General features: G+C 32.3%; 16 protein-coding genes and 1 riboswitch. Of the genes, 9 read left to right on the forward strand and 7 right to left on the reverse strand.

Annotated features, from left to right (window positions below; all coding sequences use genetic code 11):
* The first annotated feature begins 60 nt into the window (after window positions 1–60).
* Window positions 61–1,650, forward strand: coding sequence for a peptide chain release factor 3 (locus E5Z56_RS10260; RefSeq protein ID WP_138157703.1), 1,590 nt, complete (start codon window positions 61–63; stop codon window positions 1,648–1,650).
* Between the two features lie 244 nt (window positions 1,651–1,894).
* On the opposite strand, the gene hcp is transcribed toward E5Z56_RS10260, so the two are convergent.
* A complete protein-coding gene (gene hcp / locus E5Z56_RS10265) occupies window positions 1,895–3,532 on the reverse strand; it encodes a hydroxylamine reductase (protein WP_138157704.1) in 1,638 nt (545 codons plus the stop codon).
* A 115-nt stretch (window positions 3,533–3,647) separates the two neighbouring features.
* Between hcp and E5Z56_RS10270 the strand changes: the two genes are divergently transcribed.
* Entirely contained in the window at window positions 3,648–4,334 is a 687-nt protein-coding gene (locus tag E5Z56_RS10270; RefSeq protein ID WP_232842438.1) for a Crp/Fnr family transcriptional regulator, read from the forward strand.
* 57 nt (window positions 4,335–4,391) lie between these two features.
* Here E5Z56_RS10270 and E5Z56_RS10275 read toward each other — a convergent pair whose 3' ends face one another.
* The 5 genes from E5Z56_RS10275 to E5Z56_RS10295 all read right to left on the reverse strand — a co-directional run bounded on the left by E5Z56_RS10275 (window position 4,392) and on the right by E5Z56_RS10295 (window position 7,620).
* Window positions 4,392–5,072: a carboxymuconolactone decarboxylase family protein gene (locus tag E5Z56_RS10275; protein ID WP_138157705.1), complete on the reverse strand. Its 681-nt coding sequence runs from the start codon at window positions 5,070–5,072 to the stop codon at window positions 4,392–4,394.
* A 9-nt stretch (window positions 5,073–5,081) separates the two neighbouring features.
* Window positions 5,082–5,555, reverse strand: coding sequence for a flavodoxin (locus tag E5Z56_RS10280; protein ID WP_138157706.1), 474 nt, complete (start codon window positions 5,553–5,555; stop codon window positions 5,082–5,084).
* A complete protein-coding gene (locus E5Z56_RS10285; protein WP_138157707.1) occupies window positions 5,556–5,999 on the reverse strand; it encodes a cupin domain-containing protein in 444 nt (147 codons plus the stop codon). It lies immediately after the preceding gene.
* Window positions 6,000–6,089: 90 nt separating this feature from the next.
* Window positions 6,090–6,971, reverse strand: coding sequence for a LysR family transcriptional regulator (locus E5Z56_RS10290; protein WP_138157708.1), 882 nt, complete (start codon window positions 6,969–6,971; stop codon window positions 6,090–6,092).
* 127 nt (window positions 6,972–7,098) lie between these two features.
* Window positions 7,099–7,620, reverse strand: a complete 522-nt coding sequence (locus E5Z56_RS10295) for a flavodoxin (RefSeq protein WP_138157709.1) — start codon at window positions 7,618–7,620, stop codon at window positions 7,099–7,101.
* A gap of 147 nt (window positions 7,621–7,767) precedes the next feature.
* Window positions 7,768–7,898, forward strand: a riboswitch (SAM riboswitch).
* Window positions 7,899–7,949: 51 nt separating this feature from the next.
* Between E5Z56_RS10295 and E5Z56_RS10300 the strand changes: the two genes are divergently transcribed.
* The 6 genes from E5Z56_RS10300 to E5Z56_RS10325 all read left to right on the forward strand — a co-directional run bounded on the left by E5Z56_RS10300 (window position 7,950) and on the right by E5Z56_RS10325 (window position 14,857).
* Window positions 7,950–8,243: a hypothetical protein gene (locus E5Z56_RS10300; RefSeq protein ID WP_138157710.1), complete on the forward strand. Its 294-nt coding sequence runs from the start codon at window positions 7,950–7,952 to the stop codon at window positions 8,241–8,243.
* A gap of 130 nt (window positions 8,244–8,373) precedes the next feature.
* Complete coding sequence (sigK, locus tag E5Z56_RS10305) at window positions 8,374–9,060, forward strand: RNA polymerase sporulation sigma factor SigK (RefSeq protein WP_138157711.1); 687 nt, start codon at window positions 8,374–8,376, stop codon at window positions 9,058–9,060.
* Between the two features lie 116 nt (window positions 9,061–9,176).
* On the forward strand, window positions 9,177–9,794 hold the full coding sequence (locus E5Z56_RS10310; RefSeq protein WP_138157712.1) for a TetR/AcrR family transcriptional regulator: 618 nt from the start codon (window positions 9,177–9,179) through the stop codon (window positions 9,792–9,794).
* Window positions 9,795–9,853: 59 nt separating this feature from the next.
* Window positions 9,854–11,629 (forward strand): ABC transporter ATP-binding protein, encoded by a 1,776-nt coding sequence (locus E5Z56_RS10315; protein ID WP_138157713.1) that lies wholly within the window; start codon window positions 9,854–9,856, stop codon window positions 11,627–11,629.
* Window positions 11,626–13,359 carry an ABC transporter ATP-binding protein gene (locus tag E5Z56_RS10320; RefSeq protein ID WP_138157714.1) on the forward strand — a complete coding sequence of 578 codons (1,734 nt, stop codon included), beginning with the start codon at window positions 11,626–11,628 and terminating at the stop codon, window positions 13,357–13,359. The genes E5Z56_RS10315 and E5Z56_RS10320 overlap by 4 nt, the downstream gene beginning before the upstream one ends.
* A 142-nt stretch (window positions 13,360–13,501) precedes the next feature.
* Window positions 13,502–14,857, forward strand: a complete 1,356-nt coding sequence (locus E5Z56_RS10325; protein WP_138157715.1) for an MATE family efflux transporter — start codon at window positions 13,502–13,504, stop codon at window positions 14,855–14,857.
* Between the two features lie 59 nt (window positions 14,858–14,916).
* On the opposite strand, the gene E5Z56_RS11720 is transcribed toward E5Z56_RS10325, so the two are convergent.
* The gene (locus E5Z56_RS11720) at window positions 14,917–15,090 is read right to left on the reverse strand and encodes an antitoxin VbhA family protein (RefSeq protein WP_175405462.1); all 174 of its coding nucleotides are present in this window, start codon (window positions 15,088–15,090) and stop codon (window positions 14,917–14,919) included.
* A 247-nt stretch (window positions 15,091–15,337) separates the two neighbouring features.
* Here E5Z56_RS11720 and E5Z56_RS10330 point away from each other — a divergent pair, with 247 nt between their 5' ends.
* Window positions 15,338–16,531 (forward strand): PucR family transcriptional regulator, encoded by a 1,194-nt coding sequence (locus tag E5Z56_RS10330; RefSeq protein ID WP_138157716.1) that lies wholly within the window; start codon window positions 15,338–15,340, stop codon window positions 16,529–16,531.
* Window positions 16,532–16,597: the final 66 nt, after the last annotated feature.

Below are 16,597 nucleotides of genomic sequence, written 5' to 3' on the forward strand. Positions count from 1 at the left end.
ATTCTATTAATAATAGTAAAATATACTTTTAGAGATATGTCAAGTATTATTGGAGGAAAAATGAGCGATTTATTTAACGAAATTGATAAAAGAAGAACCTTTGCAATCATTTCTCACCCTGACGCAGGTAAAACAACACTAACAGAGAAACTTTTGCTATACGGAGGAGCAATTAACCTTGCCGGTTCTGTAAAAGGTAAGAGAACAGCAAAACATGCTGTATCAGACTGGATGGAAATTGAAAAACAAAGAGGTATTTCTGTTACTTCTTCAGTTCTTCAGTTTAAATATAAAGGATATTGTATCAACATTTTGGATACACCCGGACACCAAGACTTCTCAGAAGATACTTATAGAACACTGATGGCTGCTGACTGTGCAGTAATGGTTATTGACGGTAGTAAGGGTGTAGAAAATCAGACAATCAAACTTTTCAAAGTTTGTGTTATGCGACATATTCCTATTATTACATTTATTAATAAAATGGATAGAGACTCTAAGAGTCCTTATGACCTACTTGAAGATATTGAAAATGTACTTGGTATCAACACTTGTCCTATTAACTGGCCTATAGGTTCAGGTAAAGAATTCAAGGGTGTTTATGAAAGAAACACTAAGAAAGTTATTGCCTTTACTGCTAATAATGGTCAAAAGGAAGTTGAAAAAGAAGAATTTACTCTTGATGACCCTGAACTTGATTCACACCTAGCATATGGTCAAAAAGAAACTCTACTTGAAGATGTAGAACTTCTTGATGGTGCAGGTGATGAATTTGATATTGATGCAGTTCGTAAAGGTGAACTTACACCTGTATTCTTTGGTTCAGCTTTAACTAACTTTGGTGTTGAACCATTTCTAGAAGAATTCTTGAACTTAACTACACCACCATTAGCTAGAGAATCTGATGACGGTATTATTGAACCTAAGAGTGATGAATTTTCAGCATTTGTATTTAAAATTCAAGCTAATATGAACAAGAACCATAGAGACAGAATTGCCTTTATGCGTATTTGTTCAGGTAAGTTTGAAAAGAATATGGAAGTATTCCATATGCAAGGCAACAAGAAAATCAAACTTTCTCAACCACAACAGATTATGGCTCAAGAAAGAGAAATTGTTGATGAAGCCTATGCCGGTGATATTATCGGTGTATTTGATCCGGGTATTTTCTCAATCGGTGATACTGTTTGTTCACCATCACATAAGTTTAAATTTAAGGGTATTCCTACCTTTGCACCTGAACATTTCTGTTTAGTTAGACAGAAAGACACAATGAAGAGAAAGCAGTTCATTAAGGGTACAAACCAGATTGCACAGGAAGGTGCAATTCAGATTTTCCAGGAACTTGATGCCGGTATGGAAGAAGTAATTGTTGGTGTTGTTGGTGTACTTCAGTTTGATGTTCTAAAGTACAGACTAAACAATGAATACAATGTAGAAATTATTATGGAGAACCTACCTTATCAGTTTATCCGTTGGATTAAGAATGACAGTGAAGTTGATGTTAAGGCTCTTGACTTAGCATCAGATACTAAGAGAATTCAAGATTTAAAAGGTAATCACTTACTTCTATTTACATCTTATTGGTCAATTGATTGGGCGTTAGAACATAATAAAGGACTTGAACTTCAAGAATTTGGTAATGTATAATTAAAAATTCAGCACAACCTTTTATAAGGTTGTGCTTTTTTGTAGCCTGTTTAGTTGTGAAATTATTTAAATTTGTCAAATATTCGGTTAATTTTACCACAAGTAATGATTTTCCATACATTGTATGTTATTTTATTAACAGAGAAAAGAACATTATTTTAATTAATTTATGGCACAAATGATATTATATATCGACTGGGGTTGTAGTAATTTTACTGCAACCCTAGTTCTTTTTTCTTATAAATTATTTCCCGAAAAATAATTCAATATCATCTTCAACTGTACCGATACCTGAAATACCAAAGTTATCAACAAGCACCTTTGCTACATTTTCAGATAGAAAAGCAGGTAGTGTAGGACCAAGATGAATATTTTTTACACCTAAGTATAATAATGCTAGTAGAACAATAACTGCCTTCTGTTCATACCAAGAAATATTGTAAATAATAGGCAACTCATTAATGTCATCAAGTCCAAATACTTCTTTCAGTTTTAGTGCAATAACTGCAAGTGAATATGAGTCATTACATTGACCGGCATCAAGTACCCTAGGAATACCGTTAATATCACCTAGATTTAGCTTGTTGTACTTGTATTTTGCACAACCGGCAGTAAGGATTACTGTGTCCTTAGGTAAAGCCTTTGCAAAGTCTGTGTAGTAGTTTCTTGATTTTGCTCTACCGTCACAACCTGCCATAACAACAAACTTCTTAATATCACCACTTTTAACTGCATCAACAATTTTGTCTGCAAGTGAAAGTACTTGATTGCGAGCAAAGCCACCGATAATTTCACCTTGTTCAATTTCAGTAGGTGGTGGACATTTTTTAGCAAGTTCAATAATTTCGGAAAAGTCTTTTTCTTCACCAATACAACCATCAATATGTTTAACACCCGGATAACCTGTAGCACCTGTAGTGAATATCCTGTCAATATAACGTTTCTTAGGTGGCACAATACAGTTAGTTGTCATTAGGATAGGACCATTGAAACTTTCAAATTCTTCTTTCTGTTTCCACCAAGCATTACCGTAGTTACCTACAAAGTGAGAATACTTCTTAAAGTGTGGATAGTAGTGTGCAGGTAGCATTTCTGAATGTGTGTAAATATCAACACCTGAATTTTCACTTTGCTTTAGTAATATTTCAAGATCCTTTAAATCATGACCTGATACAAGAATACCGGGACGACTCTTTACACCAATATTAACTTTAGTAATTTCAGGATTACCATAAGTTGATGTGTTAGCCTTGTCAAGCATAGCCATACCCTCAACACCGTATTTACCTGTTTCAAGTGTAAGATTAATCAATTCTTCAACAGATAAACTGTCATCAAGTGTCTTAGCTAATGCACTTTGTAAAAATCCATCAACTTCTTCATTGTCACTCATTAGCACATTAGCATGTTTACTGTATGCAGAAAGTCCCTTTAAACCATATGTGATTAGCTCTCTTAAACTTCTAACATCTTCATCTTTAGTAGAAAGTACACCGACAGTTTTACCTTTGCTTTCATATTCATCTTTGTTGCCATTCCAAAATACTTTTTCTGATAAAGAATTTTTATCCTTAACCTTAGAAAGTAATTCTTCCTTAACCTTTAAAGTTTCTGTTACTCTCTCTTCAATTACCTTTTTGTCAAAATTTGCATTTGTAATTGTTGTAAATAGGTTAAGTGTAATAAGGTGATTAATTTCCTTATCAATAACCTTGTTTTCTTTTCTTAACTGTGTTGTAACAGTAGATAGTAACTTACTTACATATACCAACAAGTCTTGCATAACTGCTGTGTCAGGTGTCTTACCACATACACCACTCATAGTACAACCACTACATTTAGCAGTTTCTTGACATTGATAACAAAACATTTTATTTTCCATTATATATACCTCCAAAATTTCAAAGTCCCTTGACTTTGTGAGGTTAGTATAATATATTTTCAATTATAATTATGTTGTTTCTACAACAAAATCTAAAAAGGATGAATTTGCTATTTTGAAATTACAAGAAAAACTTTTAATCCAAGAGAATATAAAAGTCCTAGAAAATTCATTATTGTTTAATAATATTTCTGTAGAAGAATTAAATAGCTTATTGTATTGTCTAAAACCAACTATCAAAGAATATAACAAAGGTGAGTATATCTTTACAACAGGACAAAGTGTAAACACAATAGGACTTGTACTTGATGGAAATATAATAATAGAAAATAATGATGTGTGGGGTAATAGGAACATAATTGATACAGTAACGGTAGGGGAGATTTTCGGAGAAAATTATGCTTGCATTATGAATGAACCAATTATGGTTGATGTAGTGTCAGCAAAAAATTCAAAAGTAGTATTCTTTGAAATCAATAAAATTATGAACTTATGTAGTAATGTGTGTACTTATCATAATAGTATAATCAAAAATTTACTTACAATCTCATCAGTAAAGTGCCTTAATCTGTCTAAGAAAATTTTAATAACAACACCTAAAACTATTAGAGAGAAATTATTGTCATACCTGTCCTATGTGTCAAAATCAAAGAATTCTACTACCTTTGATATTCCCTATAATCGCCAAGAATTAGCCGATTACCTTAATGTAGATAGAAGTGCATTGTCCTACGAAATCAGCAAAATGCAAAAAGAAAACTTCTTCATCAATACAAAAAATCATTTTCAATTACTTATATAAAAAGACCTACACAAAAGCATTACGCTAATGTGTAGGTCAATTTTTTATAATTTTAAATTATTTACAAGCCTTATTAATGCAGTTAATAGCATTTAGACTTCTAGGGTAACCAATATATGGAACACATTGTAAAACAACTTTAATTAAAAATTCTTTGTCATTGCCCATATTCATATTGCCTTTTGAATGTGCAATAAGCTGAGGTTCACAACCACCTTGAGCAGATAAGAAACAGAAAGTAATCATTTCTCTTTCTGCAAGAGTAAGACCTTTTCTTGTGTAGTAGTCACCAAAGCAATTATCAGCTAACCACTTGTTGATAGTACCTGCTTTCCAGGCCTCATTCATATGTTCACCAAAGATAGTAGCTTGAGCTTCAATACCTTTTTCAAGTCTGTCTTCAAGTGTAGTAGTACATTGACTTTCAAGTGGCATCTCAATATTTCTTTCAGCAAATACTTCATTAGTAATGTTTAAGAAGTTAAGAGTTCTGCCATAACCAAGATAGTCAGTAGCCTGATATACAACTTCTTTAATTACAATAGGACTAACTTTGTCATCAAGTGCTTTGCCTAGCATTTCTCTGTATGCATCAGTACCTTGACAACCGATAAGTGTTGCAAGAATAGCCATATATCTAGTCTTAGTGTCTAGACTTTCTTCAGCATTTACAACTTCATCAAATGCAAAATGATTGAATCTTTCAATATATTCAGGATCAGTAATCTTTAAGTTCATATTATCACCTTATAAACTTTCTACCCAGTTTTTGATTTCATCATCAGAAATATGGTTCATCATTCTACCCTTATCCCATTTTGTGCTACTGTCACATAGAGGCTTTAGTACATCAACAGTTCTACCTAGACCACTGCCACCGGAAGTAGCAAATGGAATTACTTTCTTGTTGGAGAAGTCATAACTTTCTAGGAAAGTATCAATAATGTTAGGAGCAACATACCACCAAATAGGGAAGCCAACAAAAACTTCATCATACTGTTCCATATTTTCAACCTTAGATTTAATTTCAGGTCTAAAGTCAAGATGGTCCTTTTCATAAGTAGTCCTACTTTTCTTGTCCATCCAGTCTAGGTCTTTACTTGTGTATTTTTCAGTAGGTTTAATTTCAAATAAATCAGCATTTGCAATATTAGCAAGTCTTTCTGCAACGCTTTTTGTAACACCACTTGCTGAAAAATAAGCTACTAATTTCTTACTCATTTATTTTTCCTCCAATTTGTTATATTCTTCATCACTAACTTCTTCACACCACTCATTGGAAGTTTCTTCACCGGGAACTTCTACTGCAATGTGTGAGAACCAGCTGTCTTTCTTAGCACCATGCCAATGTTTAACTTCAGGTGGAATTGTAATAACAGAGCCTTCCTTTAGTTCAACTGCATCTTTGCCTTCTTCCTGATACCAACCTTCACCGGCAGTACAGATAAGTAGTTGTCCACCACCACTCTTAGCGTGATGAATGTGCCAGTTGTTTCTACAACCCGGTTCAAATGTAACATTAGCTAGGAATACTGCTGTATCCTTAGGATTAGTTAGTGGATTCAAAAATGAATTACCAACAAAATACTTTGCAAAAGCATCATTAGGATTACCTGTGCCAAATTTGTTGGCTTTGTCAAATTCTTTCTTATCTAAATACTTCATTTACTTTTCCTCCTGTCTGATAAATAACTTATTATATTATTCCTTATTTACATTATATATCCTTAATAATACAATGTCTAATACTTAAAATTAATTGTTAGTTATGCCTTTTAGGTATTGTTCTATAAACTCAATAAATGTTGATGTAGCAGTAGAAAATATACAGTCTTTCTTCCAAATTAACACAGTTTCACTTTCAATTTTAGGACTGAAAGGAACAAATTTTAAACCATCATATTTACAGTTAAGTTCTATTCCTACAACACAACTTTCTGTACTTTTGCCCATCATAGCTTGATTGTATATTAAATTACCTTTTCCCACAATCATATTACCACTGCTTTTACCTAGCCAACTGTTTACTTTTTGTTGCATAAACTTGTTCATAGATACAATCATAGGAAGATTTTTTAAGTCCTTAGGTTCAACAAATTCCTTGTTAGCTAATTCACATTCTTCACAAATGTAAACACCCCAAAGTTCCTTAACAGGCATAGTAACATAGTTATATTTGTCTATATCAATAGGAGTTTGTACAAGTCCAATGTCAAGAAGTCCACTTTCTATTCTGTCAAAAACACTGTAACCGTTGCCACTATGTAAGTCAAATTGTACAAGTGGATATTTCTTCCTAAATTCAGCAATAATATCACCTAAAATTTTAGAAGACAAAAATTCCCCACAACCAATATTTATTACACCTTCAAGTTCCTTTTCATTGTAAGAAAGTTCCTTGACTGTCTTATCGGCTAAGGATAAAATTTCCTGTGCTCTTCTTTTAAGAATTAATCCATCCTCAGTTAAAGAAATGTTGTGATTGTTTCTTATAAATAACTTTGTGCCTAGTTCTTTTTCAAGTTGAGCAATTTGCCTTGATAGGGTAGGTTGAGTTATATGTAAAAGCTGACTTGCTTTAGTAAAATTTTTTTCATTAGCAATAACTAAAAAATAATTCAAAACTCTAAGTTCCATATTTATCACCAAATTAATTATAACATATTGTTAAATAATAAGAAAGACAGTATAGAAACAATTACGCTATACTATCTTTCTTGTGTAAAGATATGATTAATTTAGTAGATGTTTAGTGTAAATAGATTTATTCATCAATGCTTTTCTTTGCCCAAGAGGTAACTTTACTTTCAGAATTTTCTGACTCAGCACCATGAATAGCAAGACCTGCTTTAACATTAGCACCAATACAAATTTTCTTTAAGTCGTTTACTGAGTTACCAAGACCACTACCCTCATGTGTCATTAAAGGCAATACATTTTTACCGTTAAAATCTAACTTCTCAATAAGAGAAAATACTGCCATAGGGTAAGTACCCCACCAACATGGACCACAAATAAAAATGTTATCATATTCTTCAATACTGTCAAGATACTTTTTTAGTTCAGGTCTTGCATTGCTATTGAATTCATCTTTTGCCTCTTTAGTACATTGAGTGTAGTTTTCTGAATATTCATTTACAGTTTCAACTTCAAATAAATCTCCACCAACTGCATTACTAATATACTCAGCACAAATTTCAGTATTGCCTTTCTTAAGGCTTACAATATTTCCATTAACATAATTCTCACCTTTTCGTGAATAATAGATGATTAAATTTTTACTCATAAAGATTCCTCCAAATTTACAAATTTACTCTACATTTTAATTATATTTAAAAAGTACCTATAATTCAATTCTTTATACTTATGTAAATAATAAGTATAACTTATTAATTTCTTCTTGACATATATAAACTAAAGTGTTATTATGAAACTACCATAAAGAGTGCGTGAGGGAGTAAGCCCTATGATCGCACACCAACCTACCAAAAGGCAAGGTGGTAAAGCTTAACCGATGGTGTGTATATATTTAGTCTGGTCAACATCTATCGGTAACGATGGGTGTTATTTTTTTACCTCTCTTTGTGGAATTATTACTCAAAGGGAGAATTTTTTATGTCAAGAATTAAAAACTTATTAGCAGAAAATGAAGGAAGAATCTATGTTTATCTTAAGGACAATTCAGTAGCAAATCAGTTTATGATTGATGCCGAAAGTGAGGGCTTTACTTTTAGTGATGGAAAGAAGCCAACTGAGAGAAAACCATCTGATATTATGGCAGTTAATAGGAACAACACAATTAATTATGTTGGTACAGTAGGTCATATTGCCTATCAATCAACAGACAAAATTGGGGAAGAACCACTTATCAAGATTGATTACAGTGAAGTACTAAAACAATCAAAGTAAAATCAATATGTAAAACAGAAAGGCTGATACCACTTAGGTGTCAGCTATTTCTGTTTAAATAAAAATTATAAGTACAAGCAAAATGCCAAATTCATTGAATAAAATGTACTAGTAATTTGGAGGTGGTGTTGTGCTGGAATTTATAAATTTTTTAGGTCAGTATATTTTTACCTTTATTCTTCACATATGTGGTAACGGAAAATTCCCTAAACCATTATCGGAAGAGAAAGAAAAGGAATACCTTCTAAAGTCCAAGAATGGCGATATTAAGGCTAGAAATATTTTAGTAGAACATAATTTGCGATTAGTAGCACATATTATTAAGAAATATTATGCAGTAAATGTTGACCAAGATGATTTAGTTTCAATCGGTACAATAGGACTTATTAAAGCCATAAATACCTTTGATATGGACAAAAATATAAAACTCAGCAGTTATGCATCAAGGTGTATTGAAAATGAAATTCTAATGCATTTTAGAAATTTGAAAAAGTCCTCACAAAATGTTTCTCTGGAAGATGCAGTTGATATTGACAAAGACGGTAACACCCTAAAATTAATGGACTTACTTTCTATTGATGATGACTTTGCAGATAACTTAGATAAAAAGCTAAATCTCCAAAAGATTAATAAGTACCTAACTGAAACTTTAACAAAAAGAGAATTGCAAATAATTAACTTAAGATATGGACTAAACGGTAGTAAACCACTAACCCAAAGAGAAGTATCATCAATTATGAATATTTCAAGATCATATGTTTCAAGAATAGAGAAAAAGGCTTTAGAAAAATTAAAAGAAAGGTATGATAACAACTGATTATTTTAAGCGAGTAAAGAGGAATTATCCTAATTACTCGCTTTTTCTATTGACAAAATAATTATGTGGGATTATAATATAACAGTGTTATATAACAATGTTATATGAGGTGTGGTATGATAAATAAAGATAATGGAACACTTGAAAATATTTTAAATGCAGGTAAGGAAGAATTTTTAGAAAAAGGTTTCTTGTCTTCATCATTAAGAAATATTGTAAAGAAAGCTAATGTAACTACCGGTGCATTTTATGGTTATTTCTCTAACAAAGAGGCCTTGTTTAGTGGTCTTGTTGAAGAACAAGCAAAAACAGTAATGCATATGTTTATGGAGTCACAAGAAGAATTTGACAATATTCCTGACGAAAATAAAAGAGAAAATATGGGCAGTTGTTCAGGAGATTGTATTTCTAGATGTGTAGAGTATATTTATGATAATTTTGATATTTTTAAGTTAATTATCTGTTGTTCACAGGGTACACCATATGAACACTTTATTCACAATATGGTGGAAGTGGAAGTTGAGTCAACTTATAGATTTATAGAAGTACAAAGAAAACTAGGTTATGAAGTACCGGAAATAGACAAGAAACTTTGTCATATTCTTGCAAGTGGTATGTTTGGTGGAATGTTTGAAATTGTAAGACACAATATGCCAAAAGAAGAGGCAGTTGTATATGTTAAACAACTTAGGGATTTCTATACTGCAGGTTGGGAAAAAATTATGGGGTTCTAATACCCTATATTTTTTACATATAGGTTAGCTACAACTAACTAATTTTTAGGAGGGATTTTATGAAAAAGAAATCAAATCTATCAACCCTAATAGAATATGCAGGGAAATATAAAGTCCTTACATATCTTTCATGGGTACTGTCGGGTATTAGTGCATTAGTAGCATTAGTTCCTTTCATTTATATTTGGAAAATTATCAAAGAAATTCTTGATAATATTTCTGACTTAAAGAATGCTGAGAACCTTGCATATGATGGTTGGATGGCAGTTATTTTTTCTGTACTTGCTATACTTATTTACATAGGTGCATTAATGTGTTCCCACTTATCAGCCTTTAGAGTACAAGCAAATTTAAGAAAAACTATGACTCACCATATCACAACATTACCACTAGGCAAGATTGAGTCTTTCGGTAGTGGTAAATTAAGAAGTATTATTAATGAGTCTAGTGGTGCAACAGAAACATATCTTGCTCACCAATTACCTGATATGGCAAATTCTTTCGTAACACCTATTGCACTATTATTTATGTTATTCTTCTTTGACTGGAGATTAGGTCTACTGAGTCTTATACCGGTTGTGTTAGCCTTTGTTATTATGGCGACTATGACAGGTAAAAGAATGCAGAAGAAAATGGAAGAATACCAAAATGCCCTTAATGATATGTCCAATGAAGCTGTCGAATATGTAAGAGGTATTCCTGTTGTAAAGACCTTTGGTCAGTCAGTATTTTCATTTAAAAGATTTAAGGGTGCTATTGACAGATATAGCAAATGGGCAATTTCATATACAAAAGAATTGCGTATGCCTATGACAATTTATACAATGCTTATTAACGGTGTGTTTGCATTTTTAATCAGTGCAACTTTGTTTTTCACAAGAGATACTATTACAACAGAGTTTATCCTAAATTTAATTTTCTACATAATCATTACACCTATTATTTCAGTAACATTGACAAAGACAATGCATGCAACTGAAAATAATCAAATTCTAAATGATGCAATGAATAGAATTAACTCTGTATTAGAGTTAGAACCTCTTTCATCATCAACTACTCCACAGTCACCTAAGGATGGTTCAGTTCAGCTAAAGAATGTTTCTTATAGCTATGATGGAAAGAAAAAAGCATTAAATAATGTTAGCCTAAAAATTAATTCAGGTGAAACAGTAGCATTTGTAGGACCATCAGGTGGTGGTAAATCTACTTTAGCAAATATTATTGCAAGATTCTTTGACCCTAATAGTGGTGAAGTTTTAATCGGCAATATTAATTCAAAGGATATTTCAAAAGAAGAATTGATGAATACAGTTTCTTTCGTATTCCAAAACAGTAGATTAATCAAAGGTACTATCTATGACAATGTAAAACTTGGCAAAGAAGATGCCACAAAAGAACAAGTGTTGTCAGCATTAGAAAAAGCTCAGTGTATGGATATTATAGATAAGTTACCTAACGGTATTGATACTTTAATAGGTACTAACGGTATTTATCTATCAGGTGGTGAATGTCAGAGAATATCTATTGCCAGGGCAATATTAAAGGATAGTCCTATTGTTATTCTTGATGAGGCAACTGCCTTTGCTGATCCTGATAACGAAACAAAAGTACAACAAGCATTTAACACACTTTCAAAGGGTAAAACAGTTATTATGATTGCCCACAGACTTTCAACAGTTATTAATGCTGACAAAATCTTTGTTATTAATAACGGTGAAATTGCAGAAAGTGGTTCAAGTGAAGAATTAATTAATTCTAACGGTATCTTCAGTAGTATGTGGAAGAACTATCAAACCTCTGTAAATTGGAAAGTTAAGAAGGAGGTAGTAAAATGATTAAGAAAATTCAGAAGAAATATGCACTTTCTCATAAAGGTGCAGTCGATTTAGTAAAGGGTATATTGGCTTGTACATTACAGAATATTGTTTTTATGTTGCCGGTAGGTTTGCTTTATCTTTTAGTAGATGATTTACTAAAGGGTAGTATTAGCCAAAGCCATATTGTATTTTATATAGTAGGTACAGTAGTAGCACTTCTCTTAATTGCTTTATCAACTTATTTACAATATAATTGTACATTCCTTGCTACTTATGTAGAAAGTGGTGTAAGAAGAATTACTTTAGCCGAAAGATTAAGAAAAATTCCACTTTCATTTTTTGGTAAAAAAGATTTAGCAGACTTAACATCAACTATTATGGCTGACTGTACATATCTGGAAACTGCTTTTTCTCACTTTATCCCACCACTATTTGGTGCAATTATTTCTACTACATTAATTGCAATTAGCTTATTTTTTGTTGATTGGAAACTTGCTATTGCCTCATTGTGGGTATTACCTATTGCTTTCTGTATTGTTTTGTTTTCATCAAAAATTCAGCAAAAGCTAAATAAAAAGTCTATGAAAGCAAAGATTGAATGTGCAGACGGTATTCAAGAATGTATCGAAACTATCCAAGATATTAAGTCCAATAATGCAGAAGAAACTTATCTAAAGGGACTTGATAAGAAAATTGATAATGTTGAGAAACAAGCAATTAAAACCGAATTCGGTACAGCAGTATTTGTTGGTTCAGCACAAATGATTTTGAAACTGGGTATTGCAACAACTGCCTTGGTAGGTGCATATCAGCTTATAAACGGCAGTATCTCTGTAATTACAATGTTTATGTTTTTACTTGTAGTATCAAGATTATATGACCCACTACAAGGTTCATTACAGAATTTAGCAGCAATTATTGCATCAAGAACAAATATTGCCAGAATGAACGAAATCCTTGACCATGATATTCAGCAAGGTACTGAAATAATGGATAATAAGGGTTATGATATTGATTTTAATAATGTTTCATTCTCTTATAACGGAAAAGAAAAAATCCTTAATAATGTTAATTTCACTGCAAAGCAAGGTGAAATCACTGCATTAGTTGGTCCTTCCGGTGGTGGAAAAACAACAGTTTCAAGACTTGCAAGTAGATTTTGGGATACAGACAGTGGTACAATCACAGTAGGTGGTATGGATATTTCAAAGATTGAACCAGAAACATTACTTTCACTTTATTCAATAGTTTTCCAAGATGTTACATTATTTAATAACACAATTATGGAGAATATTCGTATCGGTAGAAAAGATGCCACAGATGAAGAAGTGCTAAAGGCAGCTAAACTTGCAAATTGTGATGAATTTGCAAAGAAGTTACCTAACGGTTATAATTCAGAAATAGGTGAAAACGGTTGTGAACTTTCAGGTGGTGAAAGACAGAGAATTTCTATTGCCAGAGCATTCCTAAAGGATGCACCTATTATTCTACTTGATGAAGCAACTGCATCCCTTGATGTTGAAAATGAAACTCTTATTCAAAATGCACTTTCAAAACTTATTAAGGATAAGACAGTTTTGATTATTGCTCATAGAATGAGAACAGTTGCAGATGCCGACAAGATTGTTGTTTTAGCTAATGGTACAGTTGCAGAAAGTGGCACACCGTCAGAACTTGAAAAGCAAAATGGTATTTATAGTCATATGGCTAGTTTACAAAAACAGAGTAACAGTTGGACTATTAAGTAACTTTAATTAAATAATAGTTAAATAAAATGTAAAGGTGAATGTGTTTTGAAATACATTCACCTTTTTGCATATTGCTACTTGAAATTTTTGTCACTTAGGTTATATAATATTTATGGCGAAAAAAGTAGGGAAGATGATATAAATGGCAGTTGCCAAAAGAAAAACAAATTTAATGACACAGGGTAATATTGTTAAGCAAATATTATTCTTTTCAATACCACTTATTTTAGGTAATTTACTTCAACAACTTTACAGTACAGTTGACTCAATTATAGTAGGTAATTTTGTAGGCAGTAATGCCTTAGCAGCAGTAGGCTCTAGTACATCACTGATTTATTTGTTAATAGCCTTTAGCCAAGGTGCAGCAACAGGTGCAGGTGTTGTAGTATCTCAGTATTTAGGTGCTGAGGATAGAAAGAGAACCCATGATGCAGTTCATACAGCAGTAGCTATTTCAATAATTTTAGGTTTAGTCTTAACATTAGGTGGTGTACTCCTTAGTAGGCAAATACTTATTTGGATGAATACACCTAAAGAGGTTTTAGGTGACTCAGTTACATATTTAAGAATATATTCAGGTGGTTTATTATTTAATGTTGTATATAATATGGCATCCGGTATTCTTAATGCAGCCGGTAATTCTAAACGGTCACTTTACTACTTAGGCTATGCCTCAGTTACAAACATCATCCTTGATATTGTGTTTATCAATATTCTTGGTATGGGTGTTGAGGGTGCTGCTATTGCAACAGATATTAGCCAAGTAGTTTCTTGTATATTAGCAATCGGTTACTTAGTAAAAGTAAATGAGCCTTATAAAATTAAGTTAAAAGATATAAAGCTTAATAAATCTACTGCCGGTAGAATAATCAAAATCGGTTTACCTACCGGTATTCAAAATATGACAATTTCACTTTCCAATGTATTAGTACAGTCAAGTGTAAATCAGTTTGGTGCATCAGCAATGGCTGGTTTTGGTGCATATATGAAGATAGATGGTTTTAACATTTTACCGGTGTTAAGTTTCAGTATGGCTATTACCACATTTGTAGGTCAAAACTATGGTGCAAATAAAATTGACAGAGTTAAAAAGGGTATGTGGATTACCTTAGCAATGGGTGCAATTTATACTATCATAACAGGTATTTTACTTTTAACTTTCTCAACCCCATTAATGCGACTTTTCACAAATGACCCTAATGTAATAGAATACGGTAAACTGGCAATGGATTACTTCTGTCCATTCTATATTTTAATCAGTTGCTTACAATGTTTAGCCGGTACAGTTAGAGGAACAGGCAAGAGTATTCCACCAATGGTTGTACTACTTACTTCAATGTGCCTATTTAGAATAGTATGGCTACAAGTAGCATTACCTTTCTTTAGCACAATAGACGGTATCTATGTTTTGTATCCGGTATCTTGGGTAGTAGGTCTGGTATTAATGGTTATCTATGTGTGGAAAGGTAAATGGCTAGTCCCTCATAAAGTACAGTAAACTAAATATTAATAATTCTTAACAAAAAACCTTGCAAGCGTTATTTTACTTGCAAGGTTTTAAATATAGTTAAGTGATTTATTTTTTATTAGCTCTATATATTCTTCCATTGTGATTTCATTTAATAGAAGCTTTTTGCACCATTCTTTGCTTTGTTCATCAATTCGGTAACCTTCCATTTCAACCGATGCAACTGCATTTTCTATTGCCTTATCGTAAGATTTATTTTTCATGGTTTCCACCTCACTATTACATACTAGCATTATACCATTAACATTAGAATTATTCAATAAAACAAAATAAGTTACTGATTGAAATATTATTTTTATAGTGATAAAATATGTAATATATATTTATTTTATATTTTAGAGATGCTTATTTGCTTAAATAAAAGGAAATTTATTACCAAGTTACAGAGAGCATATAAGTATCTATACTTTTGCTAGTTATACATCTCAAATCATCAAGGTAGGTGACAATATGAATTGCGAAGATATGACAAGAATCCCACAACTAAATAATGTTTTGAATATGAAAGCCGGAGTCACAGGCGTAAAGAACACAATAAGGTGGATGTATTTTGCCGATTGTTTGCAGTGTGTTAAAAACGAATATCATGTTGAGGATTATATTCATGGTGGGGAGTTCGTGGTGCTGACAAATCCTGATGTGACAGAGGATAAGAATAAGCTGATGGCACTGATTACAAGTATGGTTGATTATGGGATTTCTGCCCTTGGAATCAATGAGGGACAGATTTTGCCGGAGCTTATTGAATATTGCAATAAAGAGGGTCTTCCACTTTTTGAACTACCGGAAAAATTTCCACTTGTAGATTTGTCACAAATATTGTGTAAAAGATTGGTATTTGAAGAGAACAACAGAAACCTTGAGGAACAGGTATTTGCCTCAATCCTTGATGCAGAGCATCTTAACCGTGACAGTGTACTTGAACAGGCACAGTTTCTGGGTATTGACTTGACAGGAAGTTTTTGTGTTGTTGAATTTGTATTTGGAAAGAAACACCAAGATAGCAAAGATTTATTATCAACCGGTCAGGAGATAAGAAACATTATTAATATGGAATTCTCATTTTATTCGGGAAGTGTCCTTGTAATGCCTCAGACCGGTAGTGTTTTGGCACTTATTTCTACAGACAGAATAAGTGATGATGATATAAAGTCAGTATTAAATCGTATCATTGAAAATGCCGATAAGAAACACCACATTACTCTTAAAGCCGGAATCGGAAGCAGTGTGGAATATCTTGAAGATGTTATGACTAGCCGAAGAGAGGCTGCAGAGGCAGTTAAGGTGGCTTCACTTTCTGATACAGAGGAGAGGCTTTTCTTTTATAAAGAGCAGGGAATATATACTTTTATATCAAAGGTTACAGATAGCAGATTTCTTGACGATTATGTTGCCAAGAATATCGGTAAGCTGATAGATGCTGATGAGATTAATAACGGAAGTTTGTGTGAAACACTTGAGAGTTTTCTTAACCACAACTGCAATGTAAAAGAAACTGCACAGAGCCTATTTATTCACAGAAATACTCTCAATTATAGGCTTAACAAAATAAAAGAATTGCTTGGTTCTGATTTTGAAAATCTGGATAAATGCCTTGAATTAAAACTTGCATTTATGATAAGGAGCTACCGTGGCAGAAAATAAATACACACTTACTCAAAATTATCTATTTGTGCACGGTGCACAATTAATATAGTTAATCAGAACCAT

The sequence above is a fragment of the Ruminococcus bovis genome (genome assembly GCF_005601135.1).
Classification (GTDB): domain Bacteria; phylum Bacillota; class Clostridia; order Oscillospirales; family Acutalibacteraceae; genus Ruminococcoides; species Ruminococcoides bovis.

What these genes read in the sequence shown, in the direction of transcription:
- E5Z56_RS10260 (WP_138157703.1), top strand. Translation starts at nt 61, where the DNA reads ATGAGCGATTTATTTAACGAAATTGATAAAAGAAGAACCTTTGCAATC.
- hcp (WP_138157704.1), bottom strand. Translation starts at nt 3,532, where the DNA reads ATGGAAAATAAAATGTTTTGTTATCAATGTCAAGAAACTGCTAAATGT.
- E5Z56_RS10275 (WP_138157705.1), bottom strand. Translation starts at nt 5,072, where the DNA reads ATGAACTTAAAGATTACTGATCCTGAATATATTGAAAGATTCAATCAT.
- E5Z56_RS10280 (WP_138157706.1), bottom strand. Translation starts at nt 5,555, where the DNA reads ATGAGTAAGAAATTAGTAGCTTATTTTTCAGCAAGTGGTGTTACAAAA.
- E5Z56_RS10285 (WP_138157707.1), bottom strand. Translation starts at nt 5,999, where the DNA reads ATGAAGTATTTAGATAAGAAAGAATTTGACAAAGCCAACAAATTTGGC.
- E5Z56_RS10290 (WP_138157708.1), bottom strand. Translation starts at nt 6,971, where the DNA reads ATGGAACTTAGAGTTTTGAATTATTTTTTAGTTATTGCTAATGAAAAA.
- E5Z56_RS10295 (WP_138157709.1), bottom strand. Translation starts at nt 7,620, where the DNA reads ATGAGTAAAAATTTAATCATCTATTATTCACGAAAAGGTGAGAATTAT.
- E5Z56_RS10300 (WP_138157710.1), top strand. Translation starts at nt 7,950, where the DNA reads ATGTCAAGAATTAAAAACTTATTAGCAGAAAATGAAGGAAGAATCTAT.
- E5Z56_RS10310 (WP_138157712.1), top strand. Translation starts at nt 9,177, where the DNA reads ATGATAAATAAAGATAATGGAACACTTGAAAATATTTTAAATGCAGGT.
- E5Z56_RS10315 (WP_138157713.1), top strand. Translation starts at nt 9,854, where the DNA reads ATGAAAAAGAAATCAAATCTATCAACCCTAATAGAATATGCAGGGAAA.
- E5Z56_RS10320 (WP_138157714.1), top strand. Translation starts at nt 11,626, where the DNA reads ATGATTAAGAAAATTCAGAAGAAATATGCACTTTCTCATAAAGGTGCA.
- E5Z56_RS10325 (WP_138157715.1), top strand. Translation starts at nt 13,502, where the DNA reads ATGGCAGTTGCCAAAAGAAAAACAAATTTAATGACACAGGGTAATATT.
- E5Z56_RS11720 (WP_175405462.1), bottom strand. Translation starts at nt 15,090, where the DNA reads ATGAAAAATAAATCTTACGATAAGGCAATAGAAAATGCAGTTGCATCG.
- E5Z56_RS10330 (WP_138157716.1), top strand. Translation starts at nt 15,338, where the DNA reads ATGAATTGCGAAGATATGACAAGAATCCCACAACTAAATAATGTTTTG.